18 protein-coding genes are annotated in these 14843 nt (G+C 36.8%); 15 read left to right on the forward strand and 3 right to left on the reverse strand.

The features are described from left to right. Nucleotides 1–51: 51 nt before the first annotated feature. Entirely contained in the window at nt 52–249 is a 198-nt protein-coding gene (locus ACQKN4_RS15715; RefSeq protein ID WP_079561823.1) for a hypothetical protein, read from the reverse strand. Nucleotides 250–389: 140 nt separating this feature from the next. Beyond that, complete coding sequence (locus ACQKN4_RS15720; RefSeq protein WP_170938974.1) at nt 390–1361, reverse strand: DUF1385 domain-containing protein; 972 nt, start codon at nt 1359–1361, stop codon at nt 390–392. A gap of 131 nt (nt 1362–1492) precedes the next feature. Between ACQKN4_RS15720 and ACQKN4_RS15725 the strand changes: the two genes are divergently transcribed. The 15 genes from ACQKN4_RS15725 to ACQKN4_RS15795 all read left to right on the forward strand — a co-directional run bounded on the left by ACQKN4_RS15725 (nt 1493) and on the right by ACQKN4_RS15795 (nt 13093). Then, nucleotides 1493–1918 carry a hypothetical protein gene (locus ACQKN4_RS15725; RefSeq protein ID WP_079561821.1) on the forward strand — a complete coding sequence of 142 codons (426 nt, stop codon included), beginning with the start codon at nt 1493–1495 and terminating at the stop codon, nt 1916–1918. A 60-nt stretch (nt 1919–1978) separates the two neighbouring features. Then, nucleotides 1979–2413 carry a type II 3-dehydroquinate dehydratase gene (aroQ, locus tag ACQKN4_RS15730; RefSeq protein WP_079561820.1) on the forward strand — a complete coding sequence of 145 codons (435 nt, stop codon included), beginning with the start codon at nt 1979–1981 and terminating at the stop codon, nt 2411–2413. A gap of 2 nt (nt 2414–2415) precedes the next feature. Beyond that, a complete protein-coding gene (locus ACQKN4_RS15735; protein ID WP_079561819.1) occupies nt 2416–3477 on the forward strand; it encodes a M24 family metallopeptidase in 1062 nt (353 codons plus the stop codon). Nucleotides 3478–3494: 17 nt separating this feature from the next. Next, nucleotides 3495–4052, forward strand: a complete 558-nt coding sequence (efp, locus tag ACQKN4_RS15740) for an elongation factor P (protein ID WP_079561818.1) — start codon at nt 3495–3497, stop codon at nt 4050–4052. 164 nt (nt 4053–4216) lie between these two features. Beyond that, nucleotides 4217–5221 carry an NAD(P)H-dependent flavin oxidoreductase gene (locus ACQKN4_RS15745; protein ID WP_427484153.1) on the forward strand — a complete coding sequence of 335 codons (1005 nt, stop codon included), beginning with the start codon at nt 4217–4219 and terminating at the stop codon, nt 5219–5221. A gap of 292 nt (nt 5222–5513) precedes the next feature. Then, nucleotides 5514–5723 (forward strand): hypothetical protein, encoded by a 210-nt coding sequence (locus tag ACQKN4_RS15750; RefSeq protein ID WP_012295089.1) that lies wholly within the window; start codon nt 5514–5516, stop codon nt 5721–5723. Between the two features lie 4 nt (nt 5724–5727). Further along, the gene (locus tag ACQKN4_RS15755; RefSeq protein ID WP_079561815.1) at nt 5728–6105 is read left to right on the forward strand and encodes a hypothetical protein; all 378 of its coding nucleotides are present in this window, start codon (nt 5728–5730) and stop codon (nt 6103–6105) included. Between the two features lie 12 nt (nt 6106–6117). Then, nucleotides 6118–7029 (forward strand): stage III sporulation protein AE, encoded by a 912-nt coding sequence (locus ACQKN4_RS15760; RefSeq protein WP_079561814.1) that lies wholly within the window; start codon nt 6118–6120, stop codon nt 7027–7029. A 1-nt stretch (nt 7030) separates the two neighbouring features. Then, complete coding sequence (locus ACQKN4_RS15765) at nt 7031–7174, forward strand: hypothetical protein (RefSeq protein ID WP_170938973.1); 144 nt, start codon at nt 7031–7033, stop codon at nt 7172–7174. 64 nt (nt 7175–7238) lie between these two features. After that, nucleotides 7239–7658: a hypothetical protein gene (locus ACQKN4_RS15770; protein ID WP_079561813.1), complete on the forward strand. Its 420-nt coding sequence runs from the start codon at nt 7239–7241 to the stop codon at nt 7656–7658. Next, on the forward strand, nt 7659–8219 hold the full coding sequence (locus ACQKN4_RS15775; protein ID WP_079561812.1) for a SpoIIIAH-like family protein: 561 nt from the start codon (nt 7659–7661) through the stop codon (nt 8217–8219). It abuts the gene before it with no gap. A gap of 202 nt (nt 8220–8421) precedes the next feature. Then, entirely contained in the window at nt 8422–8922 is a 501-nt protein-coding gene (accB, locus tag ACQKN4_RS15780) for an acetyl-CoA carboxylase biotin carboxyl carrier protein (RefSeq protein WP_427484154.1), read from the forward strand. Nucleotides 8923–8935: 13 nt separating this feature from the next. Next, nucleotides 8936–10294: an acetyl-CoA carboxylase biotin carboxylase subunit gene (gene accC / locus ACQKN4_RS15785; protein WP_427484155.1), complete on the forward strand. Its 1359-nt coding sequence runs from the start codon at nt 8936–8938 to the stop codon at nt 10292–10294. 744 nt (nt 10295–11038) lie between these two features. Beyond that, entirely contained in the window at nt 11039–11761 is a 723-nt protein-coding gene (locus ACQKN4_RS15790) for a hypothetical protein (protein ID WP_427484156.1), read from the forward strand. A gap of 921 nt (nt 11762–12682) precedes the next feature. After that, nucleotides 12683–13093: an Asp23/Gls24 family envelope stress response protein gene (locus ACQKN4_RS15795; protein WP_079561806.1), complete on the forward strand. Its 411-nt coding sequence runs from the start codon at nt 12683–12685 to the stop codon at nt 13091–13093. A gap of 86 nt (nt 13094–13179) precedes the next feature. Here ACQKN4_RS15795 and ACQKN4_RS15800 read toward each other — a convergent pair whose 3' ends face one another. Then, nucleotides 13180–14349, reverse strand: a complete 1170-nt coding sequence (locus tag ACQKN4_RS15800) for an MFS transporter (RefSeq protein ID WP_079561805.1) — start codon at nt 14347–14349, stop codon at nt 13180–13182. Between the last annotated feature and the right edge of the window lie 494 nt (nt 14350–14843).

Here is a 14843-nt window from a genome sequence, read left to right on the forward strand (position 1 = left end):
CCAACGAAAAATATCTGTTGGACTTGCCCTTTAACTTCTTTCAGCGGTTGTTCAAACATCCGCTGAAATAGAGGAACTCAGTCTAAAAGCGCCACGTCCTGTGGCATTACCGAAATGACCGACTTCGTGTCGGCCCTCGTGTTGTTGCTGACGCTTCGCTTTCACACAGACAATAACATGTTGCTGTCGCTCCGCTTTCGCACAGACAAAAACATGTTGCTGACGCTTCGCTTTCGCAAACAAAAACATGTTGCTGACGCTTCGCTTTCGCACAAACAAAAACATGTTGCTGACGCTACGTTAGCACTGCGCTTTCGCACAAAAAACATCTGCAGGCCTAAGCACAAAGCCGATTCCAGAATCAATTATTCCGAGGCATAATTGATTTGTTAATCATGATTCAAAGTAGCTGCGATTTCTGGTTGTTGCTCTACTTGAAGTAGCATATTGAATGATGCGATGGCTACTTCTACTTGGTCGTCTTTCGGCTCACGTGTTGTCAGTAATTGTAGCCATAAGCCTGGATAGCCAAGGAAGCGTAACACGGGAATATTGCGGCACGCATTTGTAGCTTGAAGTACTTCAAATGAAATCCCAAGAACTACTGGAATTAATAGAATACGGTCCAAAATGCGTAACCAAAGTGGATCAGTTGGCACGAAGAAATATAAAAACATGCCGACAAACACGGTAAACAGCATAAAACTACTACCGCAACGATAGTGTAAGCGTGATTGTGCTTGTACATTTTCCACTGTAATTTCCATACCAGCTTCATAGCAGTTAATCACTTTATGTTCTGCACCATGATATTGGAATACGCGTTTAATAAGTGGTGTTAAAGATATAAAATATAAATAGGTAAGTAGTAAAAGTAGCTTTATGCCACTTTCAAGTAAAATTTGGCCAGTTTTTCCTTCAATCCATTTAGAGAAAAAATCTGCAATAAATACTGGAATTAAAGTAAAGGCAAATTTACCAAATAAAAAGGAAAGGATACCTACAACTGCAACCCCTAAAATCATTTGCAATCTTGAGCCTTCCTCTTTATGCTCTTCTTCTTCGCCAGGTGTAACGTCGTAACGGTCCCCTGAAAATTGCATATGACGAGAGCCTAAACCAGCTGATTCAATCAGTGCTACTACGCCTCGTATCAATGGAATTTTTTTAAGCTTTTGTAAAATAGGGTTTTGAACTTTTTTAAAATGATAATAATCGATGGAATCATCGTTACGGCGAATGGCAGTAATCGTATGTTCCTTTCCTCCGAACATTACACCCTCTAATTGTGCTTGTCCCCCGTATACAGGTGAATTGCTCAAGGCTAACACCACTCTCTTTATATATTTCAACTGTACCATTGTACTAAATTTAGTGAAAAACCTCTAGAGTTACGCATAGTAAAATTTCTATATGGATACACTAATCGTACAGTTTAGGGAATGATTAACGTTTAAAAATTAACTCGTAGTACAAGTTAGGAGGATTTTACTTGAGAGTAGCTAGTATAACATCGCTAGTCGGTGCGCTTGTTTTAGCATTGTGTTTAAAGGGGCTTCATTACTTTCATCTTATTAAATGGAATCCAATAGGTTTTTATAAGAAGTGGGATTTATTCGAAGGCAGTTCAAAACTATTTCAATGGAGCTTTTTCATTTTAGTCTTATTCATGATTGGGTTTTTATTATACATTACGTTGAGATATGTTTATATTATCCCAGCTGTGCTTTCATCTTTTATGCTCGGCCTTATCGTGTCAATCACATTAGAATGGATTGTTCTTGATTTACCTTTACAATCTTCTTCCTTTAAAAAATTATCGATTCCTTTTATGGTCATTGTTATTTGTCTATTACGTTTCTTGCTTGAAACTGCAAACTTTCATCAGAAGGAGCATACAGCACAAAAAGGAAATTAGTTGCTGTATGCTCCTTGTATGATAAAATAATGGCAAGTACATAGAAAGAGGCGAATATGCGTGAAGTTATTATGTTTGAATGGACCTAACTTAAATCGACTAGGTAAAAGAGAGCCACATATTTATGGTTATGAGACGTTGGAAGATGTGAAAAACAATATTCAGAATCTTGCGGCGTCTTTAGGTGCTACTGTCGAGTTTCGTCAATCTAATCATGAAGGGGTACTTGTTGATTGGGTGCATGAGGCGGAGGATGGAAAATATGATGGTATTATCTTTAATCCCGGTGCATATACCCATACAAGCATAGCTTTACATGATGCAATTGCAGGGATTTCTGTGCCGGTCATAGAAGTACATATTTCAAATATCCATAAACGTGAGGCTTTCCGTCATCATTCTTATCTCGCTCCGGCATGCCTTGGTCAAATCTCTGGACTAGGTACGAAAGGCTATGAACTGGCACTACGCACATTTATTGAGAGGGAGAATTGATTATGTTGAAATTGCAAAAGCTACGTAAGACACTTCAAGAACAAAATCTCGATGGCATTTTAATTACGAACGGATACAACCGTCGTTATATGACTGGTTTTACAGGGACAGCGGGCGTAGCAATCGTGTCTCAAAATGATGCTGTGTTTATCACGGATTTTCGTTACACAGAGCAAGCAGCCGCGCAAATACAGGATTTCCACATTGTCAAACATGAGGCGACAATCATTGAAGAAATTGCAACGCAAGTAAAAAACATGGGTATCAAATTATTGGGCTTTGAGAAAGATACTGTTAGCTATGGCACATATGAGCTATATAAAAATAATATTCAAGCTGATTTAGTACCGATTTCTGGGCTAATTGAAAAAATTCGCTTGATTAAGACGCAACAAGAGATTAATATTATTAAGGTTGCGTGTGAAATTGCTGATCACGCATTTACACATATCTTAAACTTCATCAAGCCAGGTAAAACAGAGCTTGAGGTTTCGAATGAATTAGAATTTTTCATGCGTAAACAAGGAGCAACTCAGTCCTCGTTTGATACAATTGTTGCGTCTGGTCTTCGCTCAGCCTTACCACATGGTGTAGCAACGAATAAAGTGATTGAAAAAGGCGACTTTGTCACATTAGACTATGGAGCACTGTACAATGGCTATATCTCGGATATTACACGTACTGTTGCAGTAGGCGAGCCATCTGAAAAATTAGTGGATATGTACAACGCAGTACTTGCTTCCCAGCTTTTAGCACTTGAAAAGGTTGGCCCTGGCTTAACAGGGATCCAAGCAGATGCGATTGCACGTAACTACTTAAAAGAAAAGGGATATGGCGAGGCATTTGGTCATTCATTAGGACATGGGATTGGTCTTGAAGTACATGAAGGCCCTGGCTTATCAATGCGTTCAGAAGCGGTGCTAGAGCCAGGTATGGCCGTAACGATTGAACCAGGAGTGTATTTACCAGGAATCGGTGGTGTTCGTATCGAGGACGATATTTTAATCACAGAGACAGGTAATGAACTGCTAACTCATTCGTCAAAAGAACTTATTATTTTGTAAACTATGGAGGAACACAAATGATTTCAGTAAACGATTTCCGTACAGGCCTAACTATTATTGTAGATGGCCAATTATATCGCGTGTTAGATTTCCAACACGTTAAACCAGGTAAAGGTGCTGCGTTCGTACGCTCTAAATTACGTAACCTACGTAACGGTTCAGTAAATGAAAAAACTTTCCGTGCTGGTGAGAAAGTTGAAAAAGCACAAATCGATAACCGTAAAATGCAATACCTTTATGCACAAGGTGATGAGCATGTTTTCATGGACTTAGAATCATATGAGCAAACTGAACTTGCTTCAGCTGCCATTGAATATGAATTAAAATTCTTAAAAGAAAACATGGAAGTTCATATTCAATCATACCAAAGTGAAATGTTAGGTGTTGAATTACCAAACACTGTTACGCTAGAAGTAACAGAAACAGAGCCTGGTATTAAAGGTGATACAGCTTCAGGTGGTACAAAACCTGCAACTCTTGAAACAGGTCTTATTGTACAAGTGCCATTCTTCGTAAACCAAGGTGACATGTTAATTATCAATACTGAAGAAGGTTCTTACGTTTCTCGTGGGTAATGAATAAAAATATCCGACCTACTCTTTTTTAAGGGTAGGTTTTTTATTTTACATATAAAGTACAGATAGCTCCCTTTTTTACTAATAGAAAAATTTGTTTCTATTATTTAAAATGTGGTCATAATTGGAAGATTTGTTTACAATAATAGTAAGGAGTGAATGCTATGCTACAAACTTTTGAAATATCATATCCAATAATACAGGCGCCAATGGCTGGTGTAACTACGCCAAAATTTGTGGCTGCCTGTGTAGAACAAGGTGTTTTAGGCTCGATTGGAGCGGGCTATTTAGATGGTGAGCAAACAAAAAGCTTTATTCAGGAAGTTAAAAAGCTAACGAAAAAGCCATTTGCGATTAATTTATTTGTACAAGAAGAACCACGAATTGATATAGATGTTCTTCAAAAAGCTCGAATGGCTCTACAGCCGTTTTATGATGAACTTGGACTATCACCTGTACAAAGTGTCATGTCCAAGGAAGTATTTGAAGAACAAGTACAAGCTGTTCTTGATGAAAACGTAGCCATTTGTTCCTTTACATTTGGTATTCCTTCAGCAGATGTCATTCATCGTTTAAAGGACAACCAAGTTTATGTTATTGGTACAGCTACTACACTAGAGGAAGCGAAGCGTGTAGAACAAGCAGGGATGCAAGCGGTTGTTCTTCAGGGTGGCGAAGCTGGTGGTCATCGTGGTTCCTTCACGGAACCTATGCAATTAATTGATTTGCATGATTTACTGCAGCAGGTTGTAGGGCAAATTTCCATACCAATTATTGCTGCTGGAGGCATTGTTACAAAGGAAGATGTAAGCAAAGCACTAGCAATGGGTGCACAAGCGGTTCAAATTGGTACAGCCTTACTTGTAGCAGATGAGTGTGAAATTTCACCTCTTTATAAAAATGCCTTGCTTCAATCGGAAGCACAACAAACGACGATTACACGTGCTTTTTCTGGGAAACCAGCAAGAGGCTTAGCAAATGGTTTTACCGAACGTATGAAGAATGCTACTGTAGCCCCTTATCCATTGCAAAATGATCTAACTACAACTATTCGTAAAGAAGGCGCAAAACAGGGTAAAGCCGACTATTTATCGATGTGGATGGGCGAAAAGAGTTATTTAGTGAAACAACCAGGTACTGTGAAAAGCATCATTGAAAAGCTACTTTAACTTCTTTCAGCAATTGTTTTCGTAGTGAAAGCGAGGCGTCAGCTACAATTGTTTTCGTAGCGAAACTATAGGTGGTAGCAAATGCAAGGTGTCTAACATCCACTGAAAGAAGTTCAGCTCCCGGCGTTACGCAAGCAAGAAGGGGGCTTTGGGCTGCGCAAAGCCGACCCCGAACGCAATGATGCCGAGGCGTCATTAATTTCATAAAAATACTAAGATCTCTATACGTAAGTATGGAGGTCTTTTTTGTGTGGTAGCGACATATATTGCTGTACACGAGGGGGCGTATGAAATGGAATTACAAGACGTATTAAGAGTCGCTGGAGTGGGACTAGTAGTTGCGCTTCTTCATGTCTTCTTTGATCAAACAGGAAAGAAAGAATTTTCATTTTTCCTATTTTTCATTGCCTATTTATATATGACAGCGGAATTACTGCGATTTTTACGTCTATTTTTTAATGAGATCCTCACATTCTTTCAATGGCTGACCTCATCAGGGTAGGTAAATGGAAATTGTCATCGTTGCTGTTGTCATGCTGCTTTTATTATTGCTTATAAAAGAAGTCATACAGCCACTCCATGCGCTAATTAGTGTAATGTTTTCGTTTTTGCTTTTCGGTATGTTGTTTTCGACACTCTTATTGCCATTCATCAAGCAATTACTTGAGACATTAGCATTTTTGCCTTATGCAAAAGCCATTGTGGTAAGTGCTAGCCTTTTTTATATCGGGCAATGGGTGTCGATGTTACTGGTAGAACAAAACTATAAAGTACTCGGGCACATCGTCTATGATGGCGTCAAAATTGTTATTTTGTTGTACTGGTTTAAGGAGTTTTTGGCTGTTTTACAGGAGGTGTCGGCCATTTTACAACGGCTAAACTAAGGGGCGAAGACATTGCTAGAGCAAATATTTTCGTTTTTAATTGATCCATTCTTTCTATTGCTGAAGATGACGCTTATTTTATGTGGCTATGTCATTATTATTTTGATTATCAATATGATTTTACCAGAATTTGAAAAAGGGACAAGGATACTTTTTTTTCTTATAGTCCTTGCAACAATAGGACCTGTCGTTGTGAATTCATTTAATTTAATAGACGATATCGCAAAGGGACTTGCTCATATTTTTACTGCATTTTATCCCATTCTTACTTCAAGTTTTCTTTTATCAAGCAGCATTACAGCGATTGCTTCTTGGCAGCCTTTTTTACTTTTTTTTGTACAAGTATTAACGATTATTAGTAGTAAATGGCTTATTCCGGGAGTGCTTCTTGCCATTGTTTTTGATGTTTGCAGTGTCATCGTTAAAGAAATTTCGTTTACGAGAATTGCTGAATTGATTCGTTTTACCATTATGAGTATCGTCTCTGCATCAGTTATTTGTTACATCATTTTAATGTCGGCGAGTGGTGTTGCTGCTTTTAGTGTCAACGCAGCTGTTGCAGAGCCTGTGAAAAAATTAATAGAGGAAAATATTCCAGTTGTCGGTTCCTTTATAGTAGATAGTTTTTCAATGTTCCAGCATATGACACAATTTGCTTCTTCTATTAGTAGTATTACTGCGTTTATAGCGGTTATTACCGTGTCGTTCATTCCTACAGTGCAGCTTGTTGTTGCTGCCTATTCGTTGAAAATGTTAGCTGCTATTTTAGAGCCAATCGCCTTTGATGATATTTGTAGACTTCTAGATCATGTTAGTAAATCTCTATTTACATTATGTGCTGTATCATTTCTAATTGCTTTTTCGTTTATGTTTTCTTGTTTATTCCTCATTGTTTTTGTGCAAGTTATGGCTGGAGGGAGATAAATTGATTCTTTTATTAGCAATTCTCTTTATCTGTCAGATATTCGTGTTTCTAACAGACGATAAAGAAATAATTTTACTTACAAAGCTTGTCATTACGTTAGTATTTTTGCAATTGCTATTAAAGATTCCATTTATCAATTCATAGGAGGAAACAAGCGTACATACACTTGAAAAAGAGAAGAGATGAAAGGAGGCAATGTACAAGTGATGTGGAAAAGAAACCAAAAAAAACAACGTCATTTTTAGTCTTAATGCTGATCGCTGCCTCCGTGGGAATTTTCATCATTTTACCAATGTATCAAACGAATACAACGAATGGGCAAGTATCACCGAAAACCAATGAAGAAAAACTTGAACAGACATTGAAGGCTATGAAAGGTGTTGGGGAGGTAAAAGTCTATTTTTATTACGGAGATATGACAGATGAGAAGGATGACAATCAACTTTTCAGTCAATATTTTCGAGGAACTGAACAAGGCACGAAAGAAGTAACAGGGATACTAATTGTTTCAAAAGGAGCATCAGATATCTTTGTTAAAAATGAAATTCGTGCGGTTGTTAGTCAAGTAATGCAATTACCGATTCATCGAATTATTATCGTTCCAATGGAAAATAAGGAGGAAAAGTAAATGCGCGTACGTAGAAGAACAGTTTGGTTTATGACATTATTAAGTCTAGTAGCGGTTATTTCAGTGTATTATTTGGTTGATCCAGCAAAACAATTTAATGGACTAACTATTTTCACAGATGACGCATTACAGCAAACTGCAGTATCAGGTGTGACTGATCAAGAAGCAACGAAAGAGGGAGAGACGAAGGAAGTATCTTCTCCAAGCCATTTATTTGAAGAGATGCGCATGCAAGTTAGTGATGAAAGAAGCCAGCTTCGTTCGCAATTAGAGCAGAAAATCGGTTCACAAGATTATTCAGCAGAAGATAAAAGTAAAGCTTATAATGAGATGGATAGCCTTATAAAACAAGAATCCTCTGAAGCAATGTTAGAAATGCTTATTAAATCTTTAGGATACTCCGATGCATTTGTACGAGCAGACGGTGATAAAGTACAGGTAACTGTTATGGCGGAGGAGCTATCAAAAGCTCAAGCGAATGAAATTATTTATTTAGTGAGAACAGAAATGGAAGGCGCGAATGACGTCCTAGTAAAATTCAGTGCAAATAGTAACAATTAAAAATAACAAGAAAAATACTAATATTCTGTTTATTTGAAATCGTTGTTATATATCAGTATCATGAAAAGGCTTTCGTTTAGTAAAAGAAAGCCTTTTGTTTTGTTCATATTTACTTAATTTGCATTAAAGTATTTCAAATTGTTCGAAAAAAATATAGAATAGTGCTTGTAGTAGATTTTATTTCATAAGGAGAGTTAGGAAAATGTTCAAAATTCAAGAAATTCGTGAAATCATTAAATTGGTAGATTCTTCTTCAATTGACGAGTTCGTTTATGAAGCAGATGGGGCAAAAGTTAAATTAAAAAAGAATGGTGTTGTTGTTACTGAAACTGTAGCACCTAAAAAAGAAGTAGTGGCACCTGTTGTACAACAATCTGCACCAGCAGCGGCTCCTGTAGCACCAGCTGCTCCAGCAAAAGCTGAAGAAGCACCAGCTGCAGCACCAGTAAATAACGACCCATCGTTACATAAAATTGTATCTCCGATGGTCGGTACTTTTTATCAATCTCCAAACCCAGATTCACCAGCTTACGTTAAAGTGGGGGACAAAGTTGGTAATGAAACAATCGTATGTATCGTAGAAGCTATGAAACTTTTCAACGAAATTGAAGCAGAAGTTCAAGGGGAAATCGTTGAAGTACTTGTTAAAGACGGTGAATTAGTAGAATACGGACAACCATTATTCCTTGTAAAAGCTGAGTAAGGAGTGCACAACTATGAAAAAAGTTTTAATTGCAAACCGCGGCGAAATCGCTGTGCGTATCATTCGTGCTTGTAAAGAGTTAGGCATTCAATCTGTTGCCGTATATTCAGAAGCAGACGCAGACGCATTACATGTGAAATTAGCAGACGAAGCATATTGCATCGGACCAAAGTTATCAAAGGATTCATATCTTAGCTTCCCAGCTTTACTGAGCGTAGCAGAAAAAACAGGTGCAGACGGTATCCATCCAGGTTACGGTTTCGTATCTGAAAACGCTGACTTCGCTGAAGCTTGTGAAAACGCAGGCATTAAATTCATTGGACCTTCATCAGATTCAATTAAAATTATGGGTATTAAAGATGTTGCACGTACAACAATGGAAGCAGCAGATGTTCCACTTGTTCCGGGTACTGGTATTGTTCCAGATATCGAAACAGGTAAAGAATGGGCTGCTAAAATTGGGTACCCAGTTATCATCAAAGCAACTGCTGGTGGTGGCGGTAAAGGTATCCGTGTAGCACGTACAGAAGAAGACCTTGTAAAAGGCATTGAAATTACGCAAAAAGAGGCTGCTGCAGCATTCGGTAACCCTGGCGTATATTTAGAAAAATTCATCGAGTACTTCCGTCACTGTGAAATCCAAGTATTAGCGGATGGCTATGGTAACGTTGTACATTTAGGTGAACGTGACTGTACAGTTCAACGTCGTATGCAGAAATTAGTAGAGGAAGCTCCGTCTCCAGCACTATCTTCAGAGCGTCGTGCTGAGATGGGTGCGGCTGCCGTTAAAGCTGCACAAGCTTGTAACTATGAAGGTGCTGGAACAATCGAGTTTATTTATGACTATAGAGAAGATAAATTCTACTTCATGGAAATGAATACTCGTATCCAAGTAGAACACCCAGTAACAGAAATGATTTCTGGTGTTGATCTTGTGCAACAACAATTAAAAATTGCATCTGGTGAAAAACTTCCTTTCACTCAAGATGATATTCAATTAAATGGATGGGCAATTGAATGCCGTATTAACGCAGAAAATGCTTATAAAAACTTCATGCCATCAGCTGGTACTGTAGATACTTATGTAACTCCAGGTGGCTACGGTGTACGTATTGACTCTGCAGTTTATGCTGGTTATACAATCCCGCCATATTATGATTCTATGGTTGCAAAACTAATTGTTCATGCAAATACACGTGAAGAAGCGATTGCGAAAATGAATCGTGCGCTTAGCGAATTCGAAGTATCTGGTCCTGGGATCAATACAACAATTCCATTCCACCAAGCATTGATGAACAATGATGTTTTCAAATCAGCACAATTCAATACGAAGTTCCTTGAAGAGAATGATGTATTGGGGACAAGCAAGTAATTGATTTGATTTAAGGAATAGAACACATTCCAAATATCCAATAAAAATACCTTCTAACTTTTATTAGTTAGGAGGTTTTTTATGGCTAAAAATAAGCAAAGAACAGGCATATTTGATTTGAATAACATTTCAGTAATTATATAGCTTCCGACCTTTAATGGAGCATTTCAACAGGATGACACAGAGCTAATTGCACCACCGGAAATTTTAGTGGATGTAACTGAGGTGAAAGTAGGGAATCAAAGTCGCTAATGCACTACTAATCATAGTGGTGTTGCAGTTGAACATGACATACAAAACCTATGAGCAACGATAGCGATAGAAACGACTGTAAGGGATAATCATGTTTAGGGTGTTCGTGAGGCTTGAACATATGTAGCTACCGTAGTTCGTTTGATTATAACCAACAAATTCAGAGGGCTTCATATCAAGTGCATAAGCTAATAAAAAAGTAGTGATGGTTGGTTACTTAATGTTTCGCTCAAAGGTTCTATCTAAACTACTTCTACGAGCGAAGTCTTCTTGTGAAATCTTTAGAGTTTTGCGAACTCGCTTTACTACAGTACCATTCAATTTTATTCAAGAGAAAAGTCTCCTTTTTAAATCAATGACAATGGTACTTAAGGTGACAAACCGTGTACTATGGTCTGTAAAATTAGCTTTGTATTTAAAAATATACTAATATAGTCATAAGTGTAGTAAAATAGTTTTATAGACTGTAGTATTAGTTTTGGGGGAATCAAGATGCAGAAAAAAGAAATCAATGTTGTGAAAGTGAGCAATCAGTACAAAAAGTTCCTAATGTCAACATTATGTTTATTAACTCTTGTCGGTTGTACTAATCAAGAAACTACGAAAAAGTTAAATGAAAATGGAAAATTACATGAAACAAAGCAAACAGAAGAAAAATCAGTTGAAGACCAAAAGCGTCAAGAAAAAGCTAAAAATATTGAAAAACATATAATTAAGCTTATAGATGAAGAAAGTTACTGGGATGTAATTCCCTATTATAAAGAATCGTTTATTGAAAGTCCTGATTTAGAAATCAAACCAACAGATAAAACAATTGAACTTTATAATCTTGCTGTTCAAAGGTATTTTGAAGGAGAGGAAACGTTTAGTATCTATGATTACGAAATTTTACCTTTAGATAATGGAGATTTAAGTGAAAATGTTAAATCATTTATATATCAAAAATTTTCAACAGATATTGAAGAACTTGAAGCATCTATAAAAAAAGAAAAAGCTGAAAATCTTGAAAGATATGCAAACGTTAAAGCAGAACGTGAAGCAAATCGTATTTACATAGGAATGACAAAAGAGCAAGTTCTCAATACCAATTGGGGTGAACCTGACGATATTAACCGAACGATTACTTCTAACCATACGTCAGAGCAATGGGTTTATTCAGATTACGGGAAATATTTGTATTTTGAAGATGGAATATTGGTAACAATACAAGATTAATGATTTACCATAGTAAAATAATTTGAAGATAGAGTGAATCGCTCTATCTTTTTATTGCCGTGCCAAAAGCTTACAGTCACTCTAAAAGACACATTGCCGAAGCCATGAAAATTTGGCCGACTGCTTTAATGGAGCGTCATGTGCATTTCCTAATTATTAATGTGAAAAATAAATAATTGAAATCTTGAATATCCTGCATTGTCTGCATATCGGATTGTAACGTATTTGGAAAGTTGTGCGGGATGAAAGTGTGAGGTGCAACAAATACACATCACTGTTATTTACTATTTTATTTAATAGAAGGTGATAGTATTCCGTTATAAAATCATTCTATTCTTAAATATCCGTATAATTCTTGCTCTGTAAGGGTTTCTCGTCGTTTAAGATCAAATGCGATTGGCTGGATAGAGACAATGGACTATTGAGGAATATATCAACACATTCTATCGCCTCATGAGCTTCTCGATGAAATTACGTTAGAAGTTATCTTCAATTGTATGGAGGGATTTGAACTTTCGTTTAAAAACAAAGCAGTACGAGTTTGGTTTTTTACATGCTACCTGCGATTATTTTAACTATTGTTCTTAATATTGTTTTACCTAATGAAAGTAGATATGTTTCATAAGGTTTATCACTAGTTACAATCTTATACTTTGTCTGGTTTGTGATTTATTCTAAAAAGAAACGTAAATAAAATGGCGAAGAAATCTTTATAGTCTTCGCTTATAGTTTTTATCGATAAACTTCGTTAATTTATCGCCTAACTTTTTATATTTATCACCCAATTTCTTGAATTTATCGACATAAACCAGATCCAAATAAATTAAAGCGTCTTTACGAAGCCAAACCTTCCTTTTTATAGTATAATAAGCATAAGTACAGCATTTGTTTGTGATGTGTAAGGGAAAGGATGATATTTGTATGGCAGAGAAAGTAGGACAATCTTTCGTACAACCAACGCCTTCTGGTAAAGAAGAACTTGGGAAAATTGAAGTAGCAGCTGAAGTAATCGAGGTTGTTGCTGGAATCGCAGTGAACGAGGTAGAAGGGGTTGCTGCAACTCGCGGTAATATTGCTACGGGCGTAGTTGAACGCTTCGGTAAAAAAGTTCACAATAAAGGCATTAAATCGGGTGTTACTGAAACTGGTGAGATTGCCATTGATGTATTTTGCTCTGTAAAATACGGCTATACAATCCCAAAAGTGGCGAAGGAAGTTCAAACTCAAATTCGCCAAGCGATTTTTAATATGACTGCACTTGAAACAGCTGAAGTGAATGTCCATATTACTGGCATTCTCTTTGAAAAAGAAGAAGTAGCTGTACAAGAATAAAAAGAAGGGTTGCCTTATACAGGGCAATCCTTCTTTTTACGTTGTTTACGGAAATTGTTTAGCAGTGATTAAGTATAGCTACTTTATTATATTTCAATATGCTTTGGCTTTCTCCAGAACAAAGCAAGGATAACGCCGAGTGTTAAAACAATTGTTGCAAAGTAATACGGATAGTTCAAATTGATATCGAATAATACCCCACCTAAAATAGGACCGAATATATTTCCGAGACTTGTAAACATGGAGTTCATGCCACCAACGAATCCTTGTTCATTACCAGCAATTTTAGATAAATAAGAGGTAACGGCAGGACGAATTAAATCGAAGCCGACGAAAATAAAGAATGTGACAAATAATATTGCGAAATAGTGGCTTACAAATGTCATAGCCAATGTTAAAACAGCAGATAGGACGAGTGAATAACGGATAAGATTAATCTCGCCCATTTTCTTTGTCAGCCAATCAAATAATATTAGCTGAGCAAGAGCCCCAACTACTCCGCTTCCCGTAATAATAATCGCGATATCTGAAGGTGTAAATGCGAATTTATGATCTACAAATAAACTAAATAACGATTCAAATGCAGCTAAACCAAATGATAGTACGAAAATAAGCACGAATGGAATAAGGTATAGTGGGCTAAAAATACGCTTCATGCTGCCTAAAATTGATGGTGCAGACTGTTCATCATCATCAGCACGTGTCGGTTCTTTTAGTAAAATAAATGACAAGAGCGCTGCTAAAAATCCGAGTATACCAGCAGCATAAAATGGTATGCGCGTTCCGAATTCGGCTAAAAATCCACCGATACCAGGTCCGATAATGAAGCCCGTACTAATCGCTGCACTCATATAACCCAAAGCCTTTGGACGTTGTGACAAGGTTGTAATATCAGCGATATATGCAGTTACCGCAGGCATGATGAAAGCAGCACTGATACCGCCTAACATACGTGAGATAAAGAGTATTTCAACTGAGCGTCCAAGACCAAATAATAGCTCTGAAAAACCAAATATAAATAGACCCGCAACGATCATAATTTTACGGCCAATGTTATCCACCATTTTACCAGAAATCGGTGAGAAGATAAGCTGAGTGATAGCAAATGCGGCCACCATATAGCCAACGACAGAGCCTGAAATTTTCAGCTCATTCATGAGTGTCGGTAGCACAGGTATAACTAAACCAATACCTAAAAAGGCAATGAATAAATTCGATAATAAAATACTTAAGGTTAAAAGTTGTTTCTTATTCATATTGTTCTCCTTCAATCTTTCACGATACATGAATCAAAATCTACTAGAATATTTCCACGTAATACAATAAACCCTATAGTAACTATAGGGTCAAAAGATTTGTTTTAACTTCTTTCGGCCTGTTACGGACACAATTATGCCTATGCTTAATTGATTTTTATAGTGTGGAAGTATTCGTCGCGGTTATACAAAGTGTTTTATATTTCTATAATGCTCCGAAGGTAATGGGGCAGGCATAGTTATTTTTCTAAGTTCATTCATAAAATGCCTTTACTAGTAAGAGCTAAAGAAGTTTCGTATCGCATCAAAACGAATTTTATGTTTACAATCATCGCAATAAAATAGGTGCGATTTGCGTTCTTTGAATTGTTTATATTGTTCCTTCCCTTCATATAATTTGAAAGTTCTTTTGCAGCTTGTACTGTAATAAACACCTCAAAAGATGATAATTAATTTCCTTAATTATAACATTCTTGGTATTTAAATAATAAAGG

It is taken from the genome of Lysinibacillus sp. NPDC093692 (assembly GCF_050280125.1).
GTDB lineage: Bacteria > Bacillota > Bacilli > Bacillales_A > Planococcaceae > Lysinibacillus.